Origin of the sequence: Stenotrophomonas sp. PFBMAA-4, from assembly GCF_030053215.1 — a bacterium.
GTDB lineage: Bacteria > Pseudomonadota > Gammaproteobacteria > Xanthomonadales > Xanthomonadaceae > Stenotrophomonas.
Map to the genome: position 1 here is coordinate 16,548 of NZ_JASGBW010000024.1, position 14,225 is coordinate 30,772.

Consider the following 14,225-nt stretch of genomic DNA (forward strand, 5'->3'; position numbering starts at 1 on the left):
AGGGCGCAGTCAGCCGGCCGTGGGCGGGCGCCCCAGCAGGCTGTCGGGCAGGGCGGGGATGGGCGTGCGCTCGTCCTGCGCCTGGGCCAGCAGCCAGTCGATGAACACGCGTGCGGCCGGGCTGGGCGGCTGCGCTTCGGCATGCACCACGTAGTAGGCGTAGCGCGCCTTCAGGGCCGGGCCGGGCAGTCGCACCACTTCATAGCGCTGCAGGTAGGGCTGGGCGACGTGGGTACGCGCCAGCACCGCGCCCATGCCGTACACCGCCGCGCGCATCGCATCGGTGCTGTCGGCGAAGGTGTGCATGGGCGGCAAGGGCGAGGGCGGCCGCACGCCGGCATGGCGGAACCAGTCGCGCCAGCCCTGCGGCGAGAGATCGGTCAGCAGGGGCAGCTCGGCGATGCGCGCGGGGTCCTGCAGTGCTTCCACGCCGGGCAAGGCGGGCGACGCGACCGGGAACAGGTTGTCGTCCATCAGGTGCTGCGCATGCAGGCCCGGCCACTGGCCCAGCCCGTAGCGGATGCCGACCTCCGGCCCGTTCTCGTCGTAGCGGTCCAGGCCACTGCCGGTGTGCAGTTCGATGCGGATGTGCGGGTGCGCCTGGGTAAAGCGTGGCAGGCGTGGCAGCAGCCAGCAGTACGACAGCGAGCGCAGGGTGGTGATGCGCAGCGGCACGCTGTCCGCATCCGGCTGCAGGTGGTGGGCAACGGCGGCGACATCGGTGAACGCGGCACTGGCGGCGTCGGCCAGCTGCCGGCCCTCGGCGGTCAGGCGCACGCCGCGCGCATGGCGCAGGAACAGGCGAACCTCCAGCACCTCCTCCAGGCGGCGCACGTGGTGGCTGACCGCGCTGGCAGTCAGGTGCAGCTCCTGGGCGGCCTGGGCGAAGTTCTGGTGGCGTGCGGCCACCGCGAACACGGCCAGTGCGGGGAGCAGGGAAGGGCGTAGCTGCATGTCGAGCCTCAAACCATATTTGTGGCTGGCAGCGATACTACGCGCTTGTGCAGCGGGCGTCTGCGGATGATCCTGTCGGCCCAGACACAGCGCAGGCGCAGGACGGAGGCAGGGCATGAACGCGGTACCGCAGGTGGCTGAGCGCGATTGGCGCACCCCATTGGAGCTGACCCTGCTGGGTGCGATCTGGGGCTGCTCGTTCCTGTTCATGCGCGTGGCCGTGCCCTCGTTCGGCCCGTTCGCGCTGGTAGAGGTGCGGCTGGTGCTGGGCGCGCTGGTACTGATGCCGTTCCTGTGGCGTGCCCGCGCGCAGTTCCCGCCGCGCCGCTGGCTGTGGCTGGCGCCGATCGGCCTGATCAACTCGGCGTTGCCGTTCGTGCTGTTCGCCTATTCGGCCGAGCAGGCGCCAGCGGCCATCGGCGCCATCTGCAACGCGATGACGGTGCTGTTTGCCGCGTTGATCGCCTTCCTGTTCTTCGGCGAGAAGATCGGCGTGCGCCGTGCCAGCGCGCTGCTGGTCGGGTTTGCCGGTGTGGTGGTGCTGGCGACGGCCAAGGTGTCGGGCCTGAGCATCGGCATGGCGGTGCTGGCGGGTGCTGCGGCCTCGCTGCTGTACGGGTTGGGCGTGAACCTGGTGAAGCGGCACATGACCGGCCTACCATCGGCCGCTGCCGCTGCAGCGACGCTGGGCTGCGCCTCGCTGTGGATGCTGCCGATGGCGGTGACGCACTGGCCGCAGGCGGCGATTCCGGGCAAGGCCTGGGGCGCAGCGATCGCGCTGGGCGTAGCCTGCACCGGGCTGGCCTTCCTGATGTTCTACCGCCTGATCGGCCGCATCGGCCCCTCGCGTGCGTCGACGGTGACCTACCTGATTCCGCTGTTCGGCGCCGCCTTCGCGTGGCTGTTCCTCGACGAACCGGTGACCCTGCAGATGCTGATTGCCGGCGGCCTGATCCTTGGCAGCGTGGCCGTCAGCCAGAAGGGCTGACGGCTCTGCAGTAGATCCACGCCACGCGTGGATGCTCTCCGCTGCGCTCGCCGGGCATGGCCCGGCGCTACCGCACCGGCACCGGAATATTGCACAGGTCGATATGCCCGGCCGGGCGCTTGTAGAAGTCATCCACGCGGTTGCGGCGTGCTTCCACCGTATCGGCGAAGGTCTTCGAATCGGTGCGCAGCACCTGGATCGGCGTGCGCTCTGCAGCCGGCACATCGCTCGCCCGGCGGATCGAGACGATCGGCGTGCGCAGCTTCGGGTCTTCATAGAAGCCCATCGGCGCCGGCCCGCGCGGGATCGCGCTGAGCAGTTCCATGCCCTTCAGCACGCGGCCGACCAGGGTGATGTTGCGGTCCAGCTGGCGCGGCGACTGCCCGGTCACCACGTACAGTTCGGCGCCGATGCTGCTGTCTTCTTCATTGCTGCGGCCCGCGCCCAGCATGCCGTAGCAGTGCGCCAGCCAGGCCTTGCCGGCCTGCGGGTCCTGGCCCACCGGGAAGCCATCGACGAAACCGGTCTGCGCGGCCCAGCCATCGCGGTCGGGCAGCACGCCTACCTTCAGGCCGGCGCTGGCGCGTTCGAATTCGGCCGGCAGCTTGCGCGCGGCACTGCCGAACGGCTTGGCCTTGGCCGCGTCATCGGCGTCGGCATCGCCGAACTGCACCACGAAATTGTCCTGCGAGCGGTAGATGCTGGTGCCATCCCAGAAGTGCTCATGGGCGAAGGTCTGGATGTTGGCGACATGGCGCGGAGCAAACTGCGGCGCCAGCTCGATGATGACCCGCCCGGCCGGCAGGTCCATGTACAGCAGGTTGGCCGGGTCCGGCGTACGCCAGTCGCTGGCCGCCGACGCATCGAGGATCTGCTGGGGGCTGCGGTACGGCGTGGCCGCGCTGGCCAGGGCCGGCAGCAGACAGGCGAGGGCGAGGGTGGTCAGGGCAAGGCGACGACGGTGCGACATGGAAACCCCGGAACATGAACGAGGCTTCGATTCTGCGCGACCGGCTCGTCCACGCCAACCTGCAGGGTGACTAACGACACATTCGCTATACCGGACTTCACACTACTGTTGACTCCAACATAGTGGAGGGCCGGTCATGACCGAAGACGACGTCCACCTGAAGAAGTTCCAGAAGGAGCTCAGTGCCGGAACGGTGTCGCTGGCCCTGCTGGCGGTGCTGGCCCGGGCGGGGGAGCCGCTGTACGGGTACCTCATCGCCAAGGAGCTGGAGCGCGTGGGTGAGGGCGTGCTGAGCGGCAAGCAGAGCGCGCTGTACCCGGTGCTGCGCAACCTGGAAGGCGCCGGCCTGCTCGAGAGCCATGTCGAGCCGTCCAGCAGCGGGCCACCGCGCCGCTACTACCGCATCAATGAACGTGGCCACGAGGTGCTGGCGCAGTGGCGCCAGGCCTGGCAGGCCACCCGCGATTCCGTCGATTCCGTGTTGGAGGGGGTACCGCAATGAACGAGCAGAACCTGGCAGGCACTGGCCTGCCCACCACGATCACCCAGTACCTGGCGCAGCTGCGTGCGGCGCTGCAGGGCGCCGACGCGGCGATGGTGCAGGACGCCCTGTACGACGCCGAGGAATACCTGCGCTCGGAACTGGCCGCACAGCCGGGCCGCAGCGAGGCCGAGGTGATCGCCGACGTCGCCAGCAGCTACGGCGCACCAGCGGAAGTGGCGGAGATCTACCGCGAAACCGAGGTGACCGTGAACCGCGCGCTGCGCACGCCGCGTGCCGACACCAGCCCGGTGCTGCGCGCCGCCGCCGAAGCCAGCGGCGTGGCACCGGCCGCGCCGACACCCGCACCGGTGCAGCGTTCGCTGGCGGCACGCTTCTTCGGCGTGGTGATGGATCCGCACACCTACGGCGCACTGTTCTACATGCTGCTGTCGCTGGCCACGGGCACCTTCTTCTTCACCTGGGTGGTGACCGGCCTGTCGCTGTCGCTGGGCCTGCTGATCCTGATCATCGGCATACCGCTGACGGTGCTGTTCTTCGGCTCGGTGCGTGGGCTGGCCTTGCTGGAAGGGCGCCTGGTGGAAGCGCTGCTGGGCGAGCGCATGCCGCGCCGGCCGCGCTACACCGACCGCAGCCGCACCTGGCTGCAGCGCATCGGCGACATGTTCACCGACGGCCGCACCTGGCTGACGCTGCTGTATTTCCTGCTGATGCTGCCGCTGGGCGTGGTCTACTTCACGATTGCGGTCACCCTGCTGTCGGTGTCGCTGGCCTTCATCTGGTCGCCGGTGGCGGCGCTGCTCGACTTGAGCGTGCCGAGCATCTACATCGACGGCACCAACGTGCTGCCGCTGGCTGCAACCCCGGTGCTGGCGGTGGTGGGCGCGCTGCTGCTGCTGCTGACGATGCACCTGGCCCGCGGCATCGGCAAGCTGCATGGACTGCTGGCCAAGCACCTGCTGGTGCGGCTGTAACAGCCTGGGGTCGGATCCCTGTTCGCAGAACAGGGCTCTGACCCCGGATTTGATCGCGCTGGGGTCGGAGCCCTTTCCGTTGGAAAGGGATCCGACCCCGGGCGGGGAATCAACCCGCCTTGCGCCGCAACGGGGTGACGTTGCTCTTCTTCTTCGTGGCCTTGGCAGCCGGTGCTTCGGCATGGGCGGCGAAGAAATCGCGCACCTTCGGGTACACCACTTCGCGCCAGCGGCGGCCGCTGAAGATGCCGTAGTGGCCGGCGCCTTCGACGATGAAATGCTCGCGGCGGTCAGCCGCGATGCCGGTGCACAGCGCCTGCGCGGCTTCGGTCTGGCCGAGGCCGGCGATGTCATCCAGCTCGCCTTCGATGCTCAGCAGTGCGGTATCGCGGATGGCCGACGGGTCGACCTTCTCGCCATTGACCACCCACTCGCCACGCGGCAGCAGGAAGTCCTGGAACACCACCGAAATGGTGTCGAGGTAGTACTTGGCCGGCATGTCCAGCACCGCGTTGTACTCGTCGTAGAACGTGCGGTGCGCGTCGGCGTCTTCCAGGTCGCCCTTGACCAGGTCGGTGTAGAAATCCCAGTGCGAACTGAAGTGGCGGCTGGGGTTCATCGACAGGAAGCCGGCGTGCTGCAGGAAGCCCGGATACACGCGGCGGCCGGCGCCGGGGTAGCTGGCCGGCACGGTGTGGATGACGTTGTTTTCGAACCACGACAGCGGGTTCTGCGTGGCCAGGTTGTTCACTGCGGTCGGGCTGCAGCGCGCATCGATCGGGCCACCCATCATCACCAGCGAGCGCGGGGTCGGCTCGCCACGGCTGGCCATCAGCGAAACCGCGGCCAGCACAGGCACCGTCGGCTGGCACACGCTCACCACGTGCAGGCGCTCCACGCCGAGGTGGCGGATGAATTCCTGGATGTAGGCGATGTAGTCGTCCAGCCCGAACTCACCCTCGCTGGCGGGCACCATGCGCGCATCCACCCAGTCGGTGACGTACACGCGGTGGTCGCGCAGCAGCGTGCGCACGGTATCGCGCAGCAGCGTGGCGTGGTGGCCCGACAGGGGCGCCACCACCAGCACGAACGGCTGGTTGAGCATCGTGTGCAGCTGGTCGGCTTCGTTGCTGTGGCGCTTGAAGCGCAGCAGCTTGCAGAACGGCTTGCTCACTTCCTCGTGCACGACGATCGGCACGCGCTCGCCTTCGACCTCGATTTCGTTGATGCCCCATTCGGGCTTCTCGTAATCCTTGCCGATGCGATGGAAGAGTTCATTGACCGCCGCCAGGCGATCAGCGCCCGGCATCTGCGACCACCAGTGGCCCTGGTTGGCGAAGAACTTGGCGTTGGCCTGGGCCTGGTGCACCCAGGGGGCGAGCAGGTTGCGGGTCAGTTCGTGTAGTTGATAGAGCATGACGACCGAATATGTATGGTCATATGTTGCCGCGCAGCATATCCCATCCGGGCGTCCCACAGGTTAAGTGGGGCAAAAATAATGAATCCGGATTCACATCTTTTCCAGCGCGGCGGCCTCGCTGGCCAGGCCCGGGCCCAGCCACAGGTGTGAACCGATGGCCTGCAGGCCCTGGCGGGCCAGCTCACGGCGGTACCAGCGCGCCGGCCGGGCCTGGAAGCCCTCATGGTCGCCGTCGAACGCATCCTCGGCCGCGAAGGTCTCCAGGAAGGCCACCCCGGCGGTCAGCTCGCCCACGCCGGCCAGCCCAGCGCGCAGCTCGCGGTCGGGCACGTAGTGCATCACGTCCGAACACACCAGCAGGTCGACCGGGGCGCAGGGCCGCAGCCAGGCGAAATCGCCGAAGCTGGCCATGTGCAGGTTGCGGGTGCGGCCGTAACGGCGCACAGCGTACTCGCTGCTGTCGAAGCCGAGGTATTGGACCTTCGGACGCAGCTTCAGCAGCGGCGCGCGCCAGGCGCCTTCGCCGCAGCCGATGTCGAGCACGCTGCGCACCGGCCGCTCCAGGTAGTACTCGGCCGTGGCCACGGCCAGGGCGACCTTGCGCGCCAGGCGGGCGCTGCCGCCGATATCGGCCCGGCGGTACCAGCGTTGGAAGTAGGCGGCGTCGTAGGTCTTGTCCATGGGGCAGGGCACGTAGAGGGTGAAAACGGCGCCTATCGTACGGCGTCGCGGCCGTGATGCGGCAATTGGCCGCGGCATCCACCCACGGGGTGGCTCTACTGCGACCGGCGGGCGAACCGGCAGTAGAGCCACGCCATGCGTGGCTGCAATGGTGCGGTAGGCAGCCATCCATGGGATGGCTCTACTGTGGTGCGGCAATTGGCCGCGGCATCCACCCATGGGGTGGCTCTACTGCGACCGGCGGGCAAACCGGCAGTAGAGCCACGCCATGCGTGGCTGCGATGGTGAGTGCGGCAATTGGCCGCGGCATCCACCCATGGGGTGGCTCTACTGCGACAATGGGCGCCCATCCCCGCCAGCCGCCGGAGCGAGCGCATGCAGAGCTACTACTGGGTCAAGACCTTCCACATCGTGTTCGTGGTGGCGTGGATGGCAACCGTGTTCTACCTGCCGCGCATCCTGGTGAACCTGGCCGAGACCGCGGGCCAGCCGGCGGTGGGCGAGCGCCTGCAGCTGATGGGCCTGCGCCTGTACCGTTTCGGCCATTCGATGTTCGGGCTGGCCTTCGTGCTGGGCTTGGTGCTGTGGCTGGGCTACAAGGTCATCCCGGATTTCCCGACCATGGTCGCGCCCGGTGGTGCCGGCTGGCTGCACGCCAAGCTTGGGTTGGTGGTGCTGCTGCTGGTGTATTTCATCTGGACCGGGCGCCTGCTGAAGGGCGTGGCCAAGGGCCGCACGCTGCCGTCCTCGCGCGCGCTGCGCTGGATCAACGAGATTCCGCTGCTGGCTTTCATTCCGATTGTCTGGCTGGTGCTGGCCAAGCCGTTCTGAGGCGTGGATGTCCTCAACGCGCAAACGAAGAGAGCCGGGCATCTGCCCGGCTCTTTCGTATCTGCAATCGCCTGCATGTTGCCGGCCAGCGGCCGGCACTACCGGGTTTGGCCAGCGGCCGGCACTACCGGGCTTACGCGGCTTCGTAGGTGCCGTAGCTGCGCAGGCGCGCGTAGCGGCGCTCCAGCAGCTGCTCGGTGGACAGGCCGTCCAGTGCTTCCAGCTCGTTCAGCAGCACGGCCTTCAGGCGCTTGGCCATCTGGGTCGGATTGCGGTGGGCGCCGCCGGTCGGCTCACGCACCACCTTGTCGACCAGGCCCAGGCTCTTCAGGCGCGGGGCGGTCAGGCCCAGCTGCTCGGCAGCGTCCTTGGCCTTGCCGGCATCCTTCCACAGGATCGAGGCGCAGCCTTCCGGGGTGATGGTCGAGTACACCGCGTATTCCAGCATCATGGTGCGGTCGCCCACGCCCAGCGCCAGCGCGCCACCGGAGCCGCCTTCGCCGATCACCGTGCAGATCACCGGCACCTTCAGCTCGGCCATCTCCATCAGGTTGCGGGCGATCGCTTCGGACTGGCCGCGCGATTCGGCGTCGATGCCCGGCCAGGCACCGGCGGTATCGATCAGGGTCAGCACCGGCAGGCCGAAGCGTTCGGCCATCTTCATCAGGCGCAGGGCCTTGCGATAGCCCTCCGGCTTGGGCATGCCGAAGTTGCGCTTGATCTTTTCCTTGGTGTCGCGGCCCTTCTGGTGGCCGATCACCATCACCGAACGGCCGTTGATGCGGGCCAGGCCACCCATGATGGCCTTGTCGTCGGCGAAGGCGCGGTCACCGGCCAGCTCCTGGAATTCATCGAAGATGATGCGCAGGTAATCGGCGGTGTACGGGCGCGACGGATGGCGGGCCAGCTGCAGCACCTGCCAGGAGGTCAGATTGCGGAAGATCTGCGCGGTGCGCAGGCGCAGCTTGTCCTGCAGGGCGTGAACCTCGGCCTCGACATTGACCGCCGGTCCGGCACTGGCGTTGCGCAGTTCCTGGATCTTGGCTTCCAGGTCGGCGATGGGTTGCTCGAAGTCGAGGTAGTTCGGATTCATCGGAAGCCGTCGTGTAAAGAAGAGGGGAATTCTAGCCGAATGCGCAGCAATGGCCCGTACGCCTTCGTCTGGAAGGCGACGGTACCCCAGCCGGGCAGGGGGCGCCAGTCAGCCCGGGGCGTGGGCCAGCCTCAGTTGGCCCACGGCGGGCTGTAGCGCACTTTCAGCGTGCGCACGGCCGGGTCGGCGCGCAGCGCCTCCATCAGCTTGGAGTCGATGCGCACCGCGCTCTGCCCGGAGACATCGAGCATGCCGGCCACGCCGCCCTGCGGGCCCTTCAGCAGCAGGTCCAGGCGCAGCGGCGTGCGCCCGGGGCGGTGGCGGTCGAGCACGGCATTGACGCGTTCCCAGACCGGCCGCTGCTGGCGCAGGTCCAGGCGCAGCGACAGGCGCGTGGCGTAGTTGGCGCAGACCTCGTCGAAATCCCAGCACTGGCGGATGCGCAGCGCATAGCCGCCGTTGAACTCGTCCTCGCGCAGGCCGCCCTTGACCACCAGGATGCGGTCCTTGGTCATCAGGTGGCCGAACTCGGCCATGGCATCGGAGAACGCGCTGCACTCGACGCGGCCGCGACCGTCCTCGAGCTGGATGAAGATCTGGCTTTCGCCCTTGCGGCGCACGCCGACCACCTGGCCGGCCAGCACGGTCGGCACTTCCGGGCGCCAGCGCTTTTCACCGCCGTTGCCACCGCCGCCACCACTGTTGCTGGAACTCCAGATCTTCTCGACCGAGCCCAGGTCGTTGCCGACCAGGTCGCGCACATCGTCGCGCCACGGATCGAACGGGTGGCCGCTGAGGTAGAAGCCGAGCGTGTCGCGCTCGCCGTTCAGGCGCTGCAGCAGCGGCCATTCCTCGGCTTCGACCAGGTCCAGCTGGATGGTCACCGTGCTCGGGTCGGGGCCGCCGAACAGCGAGTTCTGGCCCGAGGCACGCTCGCGCGCCATCTGCTCGGTGGCCTTGATCACTTCCGGCAGCTGCAGCATCAACGAGGCGCGGTTGTGGCCAAGCTCGTCCAGCGCGCCGCAGTTGATCATCGCTTCCAGCGTGCGCCGGTTGAGCTTGGCCGAACCGACGCGGGTGCAGAAGTCGAGCAGGTCCTTGTAGTCGCCGCCCTTCAGGCGCTCGTCCACCACCGCTTCGCAGGCACCCTGGCCGACGCCCTTGATCGCGCCCAGGCCGTACTGGATGGTGTCCGGCGTGGCCGCTTCGAACATGAAGGCGGACTGGTTCACCTTCGGCGGCAGCACGGTCAGGCCGAGGTTGCGCACCTCGTCCAGGAAGCCGACCACCTTGTCGGTGTTGTCCATGTCCGAAGACAGCGTGGCCGCCATGAACTCGGCCGGGTAATGGCGCTTGAGCCAGGCGGTCTGGTAGCTGACCAGCGCGTAGGCGGCAGCGTGCGACTTGTTGAAGCCGTAGCCGGCGAACTTCTCCATCAGGTCGAAGATCGCGTCGGCCTTGGCCTCGTCGACGCCATCCTTGGCCGCACCTTCGCGGAAGATTTCGCGGTGCTTGGCCATTTCGGCCGGCACCTTCTTGCCCATCGCACGGCGCAGCAGGTCGGCGCCGCCCAGCGAGTAGCCGCCGACGATCTGCGCCATCTGCATCACCTGCTCCTGGTACACCATGATGCCGTAGGTGTCCTTCAGGATCGCTTCGGTGCGCGGGTCGGGATAGATGATCTCCTCCTGGCCGTGCTTACGCGCGTTGAAGGAGGGAATCAGGTCCATCGGGCCGGGTCGGTACAGCGACACCAGCGCGATGAGGTCTTCGAAACGGTCGGGCCGCGCGTCCTTCAGCAGGCGGCGCATGCCCGAGGATTCGAACTGGAACACCGCACCGGTGTTGCCGTTGGCGAAGATGTCCTTGTAGGTGGGCGCATCGTCCAGCGGGATCGCGGCGATATCCACCGGCGGGATGCCGGCGCGCTCGTGGCGCTTGTTGATCGCCTTCACCGCCCAGTCGATGATCGTCAGCGTGCGCAGGCCGAGGAAGTCGAACTTCACCAGGCCGACTTCTTCCACGTCGTTCTTGTCGAACTGGGTGACCGGGTTCTTGCCCAGGCCGTTCTCGTCGTGTTCGGCGTACAGCGGGCAGAACTCGCTCAGCGGCTCGGGCCCGATCACCACGCCACCGGCGTGCTTGCCGGCGTTGCGGGTCAGGTCTTCCAGCTGCAGCGCCAGGTCGATCAGGTCGCGGACATCGTCCTCGGTCTCGTAGCGCTGGATCAGTTCGGCCGAGGCCATTTCCGAGCTCGGGCCTTCCTTGCCCTTGCCCAGCGCATCCTTCAGGTGGATGCCCAGGATGTTCGGGATCAGCTTGGAGACGCCGTCGACCAGGCCGTACGGGAAGCCCAGCACGCGGCCGGAGTCGCGCACCACGGCCTTGGCCGCCATGGTGCCGTAGGTGATGATCTGGCTGACGCGCTCGCGCCCGTACTTGCGCGCGACGTAGTCGATCACTTCATCGCGGCGGTCCATGCAGAAGTCGATGTCGAAGTCGGGCATCGACACGCGTTCCGGGTTCAGGAACCGCTCGAACAGCAGGTTGTACGGCAGCGGGTCCAGGTCGGTGATCTTCAGCGCCCACGCCACCAGCGAACCGGCACCCGAACCACGGCCAGGGCCGATCGGGATGCCTTGGTTCTTGCCCCACTGGATGAAGTCGGCAACGATCAGGAAGTAGCCCGGGAAGCCCATCTTGATGATGGTGTTGAGTTCGAACTCCAGGCGTTCGAAGTACTCCTCGCGGGTCTTGCCCGGCGCCAGCGGATTCTTCTCCAGGCGCTCTTCCAGGCCATCGCGCGACATCTTCTGGATCCAGGTGTCCAGGGTCTCGTCGTCGGGCACCGGGTAGTTGGGCAGGAAGTAGGTGCCCAGCCGCATCTCGATGTTGCAGCGCTCGGCCAGCGCCAGCGTGTTGTCGATGGCATCGGGGATGTCGGCGAACAGCGCGCACATCTCCTCGGCCGACTTCAGGTACTGCTGGTCGCTGTACTCGCGCGGGCGCTTGGGGTCGTCCAGCACGCGGCCGGTGGAAATGCACACGCGCGCTTCGTGTGCGCTGAAATCGGTCGGCGCCAGGAAGCGCACGTCGTTGCTGGCTACCACCGGCAGGCCGCGCTGGCCGGCGGCCATCAGCGCGAAGCGGTTGAAGGTTTCCTCGCCTTCGCGGCCGGTGCGGGTCAGTTCCAGGTGCAGGCCGTCACCGAACGCGCGCTGCCAGTCGGCCAGCTGCTGCTCGGCAAGGTCGTGCTTGCCGTCCAGCGCCAGGCGGCCGGCCAGGCTGTCACGGCCGGCCAGCGCGAACAGGTTGGCATTGCCGGCCTTCAGCCAGTCCGGGTGGATCGCCACGCCGCCTTCGGGCCGGTGGCCTTCCATCCAGGCGCGGGTCAGCAGCCGCGACAGGCTCAGGTAGCCCTCGCGGTCGCGGCACAGCAGGGTCATCCGCCACGGGTCCTGGCCTTCCTCGGCGATCATCACGTCGGCACCGGCGATGGGCTTGATGCCCACGCCTTCGGCGGCCTTGTAGAACTTCACCAGGGCGAACAGGTTGTTGAGGTCGGTTACCGCCAGCGCGGGCAGGCCGAGTTCGACCGAGCGCGACAGCAGGTTGGCCTGCTTGGCCTTCTTCGGGTCGGCCTGGTCCGGCTTGGCCGGCACGCGGATGGTCGAGTCCGCCAGCGAGAACTCGGTGTGGACGTGGAGATGTACGAAGCGGGAGTTGGACATGCCGGACCAGGTTGGAGCGCGCGGGCCCCGGGTGCTGACGGGGAAATCGTCACCGGGGTCGGGAAGCGCTGGAGTGCCCGGTCAGGGTAACGAGGGCAGGGGGTGGCGACAAGCTCTTGACATGCCCGGGAACACAGCCGGGTTCAGCCGTGCCGGAGGCCGCTTCCTGTAGAGCCGAGCCCATGCTCGGCTGCTGCGGACAGCCGAGCATGGGCTCGGCTCTACAACGCCTGCAGGCTCAGGCGATCGCCGCCACAACCTGCGGCGCTTCCAGGCATTCACGCACCGGCGCGAAGCTGCGGCGGTGCTCGTCGCAGGGGCCGTGGCTGCGCAGCGCGGCCAGGTGGGCGGGGGTGCCATAGCCCTTGTGCTGGTCGAAGCCGTACTGCGGGTGCCGCACGTGCAGTTCCTGCATGTAGCGGTCGCGCGAGACCTTGGCCAGGATCGAGGCCGCCATGATCGCGCGGTCGATGCCATCACCGCCCACCAGCGCCTGTGCCGGCAGCACCAGGCCCTTGGGCACGACGTTGCCATCGATGCGGGCGAAGCCGGCCACATGGGCCACGGCCGCCACCACATCGCGCATGCCCTGCAGGGTGGCCTGGTAGATGTTCAGGCGGTCGATGGCGTTCACGTCCACCAGCACCACCTTCCAGGCCAGGGCCCGTTCGATGATGCGGTCGTGCAGCTGCTCGCGGCGCGCGGCGGTCAGCTGCTTGGAATCGTCCAGGCCGTTGATGCGCGGCCGCGACGGGTCGAACACCACCGCGGCCACGGCCACCGGGCCGGCCAGCGGGCCACGGCCGGCCTCGTCGACGCCGGCCACCAGCCGTTCGGGCTCGACCACCGTCGCGCCGTCGAACAGGGCCAGGCTGGCCGCAGCGGCCGCGCGACGGCTCATGCGGTTTCCTGCTTGCTGACCAGCAGCTCGCCCACCGCATCGGCGGCGCGTGCCGAGGCATTGCGGCGCAGGCGCTCGTGCAGGCGCTCGTAGGTGCCCTGCAGGTCGGCGCTGCGCTGCGGGTGGTCGAACCACTGCTGGATGGCCGCGGCCAGCTTGTCCGGCGTGCAGTCGTGCTGCATCAGTTCCGGGGCAAGATCCTGCGCAGCGAGGATGTTGGGCAGGGCGAAGCGGTCGACCTTGATCAGCCCCAGCGCCTTCACCAGGCGGTAGGTCAGCTCGTTGACCCGGTAGCCGACCACCATCGGCCGCTTCACCAGCATCGCTTCCAGCGTGGCCGTGCCGGAGGCCAGCACCACCACGTCGGCGGCGATCATCGCCGTGCGCGCCTGGCCATCGAGAACATGCGAGTACGCCACCGGCAGCGCCGAGCGTGACAGCTGTTCCTCGATCAGGCGGCGGCAGGCGGCGTTGGCCGCCGGCACCACCACGTGCAGGCCGGGGATGCGTTCGGAGACCTGCCAGGCGGCCTCGAAGAACGGTTCGCCCAGGCGTGAGATCTCGCCCAGGCGGCTGCCCGGCAGCACCGCCAGCACCTTGGCTGAGGCGGGCAGGCCGAGCGCGGCGCGGGCCGCATCGCGGTCACCGTGCAGCGGAATGTCATCGGCCATCGGGTGGCCGACAAACCGCGCATCGATGCCGTGCTTGGCATAGATGGGCGGTTCCATCGGGAACAGGCACAGCACCAGGTCGGCACTGCTGCCGATCTTTTCCGCGCGCTTCTCGCGCCAGGCCCAGACCGAGGGGCTGACGTAGTGCACGGTGGGGATGCCGCGCTGCTTCAGCCAGCGCTCGATGCCCAGGTTGAAATCCGGCGCATCGATGCCGATGAAGACATCCGGCTGCCACGCCAGCGCCCGCTCGCGGAACGCCGAGCGCAGCTTGAGCAGGCGCGGCAGGTGGCGCAGGACTTCGGTCAGGCCCATCACCGCCAGCTCGCTGGCATCGTGCCAGGTCTGGCAGCCCGCATTGCGCATGGCGTCGCCGCCGATGCCGGCGAACTCGGCATGCGGGAAGCGCGCCTTCAGCTCACGCACCAGGCCTGCACCGAGCAGGTCGCCGGAGGCTTCGCCCGCCACCAGCGCGATCCGCAACGGGCGCTCGCTGAGCACCCGCTGCG

Annotated in this window: 11 protein-coding genes and 1 pseudogene; 4 read left to right on the top strand and 8 right to left on the bottom strand. The window is 68.2% G+C overall.

The window, feature by feature from the left end; all coding sequences use genetic code 11:
- Positions 1-9: 9 nt before the first annotated feature.
- Entirely contained in the window at positions 10-954 is a 945-nt protein-coding gene (locus QMZ26_RS14960; RefSeq protein WP_200732356.1) for a LysR substrate-binding domain-containing protein, read from the bottom strand.
- Positions 955-1,069: 115 nt separating this feature from the next.
- Here QMZ26_RS14960 and QMZ26_RS14965 point away from each other — a divergent pair, with 115 nt between their 5' ends.
- On the top strand, positions 1,070-1,942 hold the full coding sequence (locus QMZ26_RS14965) for a DMT family transporter (protein ID WP_108746284.1): 873 nt from the start codon (positions 1,070-1,072) through the stop codon (positions 1,940-1,942).
- Positions 1,943-2,009: 67 nt separating this feature from the next.
- Here the strand turns inward: QMZ26_RS14965 and QMZ26_RS14970 are convergent, their stop codons facing one another.
- Positions 2,010-2,912 carry a peptidylprolyl isomerase gene (locus QMZ26_RS14970; RefSeq protein WP_283221922.1) on the bottom strand — a complete coding sequence of 301 codons (903 nt, stop codon included), beginning with the start codon at positions 2,910-2,912 and terminating at the stop codon, positions 2,010-2,012.
- A 136-nt stretch (positions 2,913-3,048) separates the two neighbouring features.
- Between QMZ26_RS14970 and QMZ26_RS14975 the strand changes: the two genes are divergently transcribed.
- Together QMZ26_RS14975 and QMZ26_RS14980 are read left to right on the top strand one after the other, a co-directional pair.
- Positions 3,049-3,414 carry a PadR family transcriptional regulator gene (locus tag QMZ26_RS14975; protein ID WP_079221238.1) on the top strand — a complete coding sequence of 122 codons (366 nt, stop codon included), beginning with the start codon at positions 3,049-3,051 and terminating at the stop codon, positions 3,412-3,414.
- Positions 3,411-4,388, top strand: coding sequence for a sensor domain-containing protein (locus QMZ26_RS14980; RefSeq protein ID WP_108746287.1), 978 nt, complete (start codon positions 3,411-3,413; stop codon positions 4,386-4,388). The genes QMZ26_RS14975 and QMZ26_RS14980 overlap by 4 nt, the downstream gene beginning before the upstream one ends.
- 109 nt (positions 4,389-4,497) lie before the next feature.
- Here QMZ26_RS14980 and phaZ read toward each other — a convergent pair whose 3' ends face one another.
- Both phaZ and QMZ26_RS14990 read right to left on the bottom strand, forming a co-directional pair.
- Positions 4,498-5,805: a polyhydroxyalkanoate depolymerase gene (gene phaZ / locus QMZ26_RS14985; RefSeq protein ID WP_283221923.1), complete on the bottom strand. Its 1,308-nt coding sequence runs from the start codon at positions 5,803-5,805 to the stop codon at positions 4,498-4,500.
- A 93-nt stretch (positions 5,806-5,898) separates the two neighbouring features.
- Positions 5,899-6,489: a class I SAM-dependent methyltransferase gene (locus tag QMZ26_RS14990; RefSeq protein WP_079221241.1), complete on the bottom strand. Its 591-nt coding sequence runs from the start codon at positions 6,487-6,489 to the stop codon at positions 5,899-5,901.
- A gap of 375 nt (positions 6,490-6,864) precedes the next feature.
- Here QMZ26_RS14990 and QMZ26_RS14995 point away from each other — a divergent pair, with 375 nt between their 5' ends.
- A complete protein-coding gene (locus QMZ26_RS14995; protein ID WP_079221242.1) occupies positions 6,865-7,320 on the top strand; it encodes a CopD family protein in 456 nt (151 codons plus the stop codon).
- Positions 7,321-7,453: 133 nt separating this feature from the next.
- Here QMZ26_RS14995 and QMZ26_RS15000 read toward each other — a convergent pair whose 3' ends face one another.
- The 4 genes and pseudogenes from QMZ26_RS15000 to lpxB all read right to left on the bottom strand — a co-directional run.
- On the bottom strand, positions 7,454-8,413 hold the full coding sequence (locus QMZ26_RS15000) for an acetyl-CoA carboxylase carboxyltransferase subunit alpha (RefSeq protein WP_283221924.1): 960 nt from the start codon (positions 8,411-8,413) through the stop codon (positions 7,454-7,456).
- Between the two features lie 131 nt (positions 8,414-8,544).
- A complete protein-coding gene (dnaE, locus tag QMZ26_RS15005) occupies positions 8,545-12,144 on the bottom strand; it encodes a DNA polymerase III subunit alpha (RefSeq protein WP_200732352.1) in 3,600 nt (1,199 codons plus the stop codon).
- Between the two features lie 238 nt (positions 12,145-12,382).
- Positions 12,383-13,045, bottom strand: a complete 663-nt coding sequence (locus QMZ26_RS15010) for a ribonuclease HII (protein WP_283221925.1) — start codon at positions 13,043-13,045, stop codon at positions 12,383-12,385.
- Positions 13,042-14,205 (bottom strand): annotated as a pseudogene (gene lpxB, locus QMZ26_RS15015) (lipid-A-disaccharide synthase); the annotation flags it as partial. The gene QMZ26_RS15010 and the pseudogene lpxB, both read right to left, overlap by 4 nt.
- Positions 14,206-14,225 lie beyond the last annotated feature (20 nt).

Bases quoted from the DNA above. Each gene is read 5' to 3' on its own strand.
- QMZ26_RS14960 (WP_200732356.1), bottom strand. From the start codon at position 954: ATGCAGCTACGCCCTTCCCTGCTCCCCGCACTGGCCGTGTTCGCGGTG.
- QMZ26_RS14995 (WP_079221242.1), top strand. From the start codon at position 6,865: ATGCAGAGCTACTACTGGGTCAAGACCTTCCACATCGTGTTCGTGGTG.
- QMZ26_RS15010 (WP_283221925.1), bottom strand. From the start codon at position 13,045: ATGAGCCGTCGCGCGGCCGCTGCGGCCAGCCTGGCCCTGTTCGACGGC.
- dnaE (WP_200732352.1), bottom strand. From the start codon at position 12,144: ATGTCCAACTCCCGCTTCGTACATCTCCACGTCCACACCGAGTTCTCG.
- QMZ26_RS14980 (WP_108746287.1), top strand. From the start codon at position 3,411: ATGAACGAGCAGAACCTGGCAGGCACTGGCCTGCCCACCACGATCACC.
- QMZ26_RS15000 (WP_283221924.1), bottom strand. From the start codon at position 8,413: ATGAATCCGAACTACCTCGACTTCGAGCAACCCATCGCCGACCTGGAA.
- QMZ26_RS14975 (WP_079221238.1), top strand. From the start codon at position 3,049: ATGACCGAAGACGACGTCCACCTGAAGAAGTTCCAGAAGGAGCTCAGT.
- QMZ26_RS14965 (WP_108746284.1), top strand. From the start codon at position 1,070: ATGAACGCGGTACCGCAGGTGGCTGAGCGCGATTGGCGCACCCCATTG.
- QMZ26_RS14970 (WP_283221922.1), bottom strand. From the start codon at position 2,912: ATGTCGCACCGTCGTCGCCTTGCCCTGACCACCCTCGCCCTCGCCTGT.
- QMZ26_RS14990 (WP_079221241.1), bottom strand. From the start codon at position 6,489: ATGGACAAGACCTACGACGCCGCCTACTTCCAACGCTGGTACCGCCGG.
- phaZ (WP_283221923.1), bottom strand. From the start codon at position 5,805: ATGCTCTATCAACTACACGAACTGACCCGCAACCTGCTCGCCCCCTGG.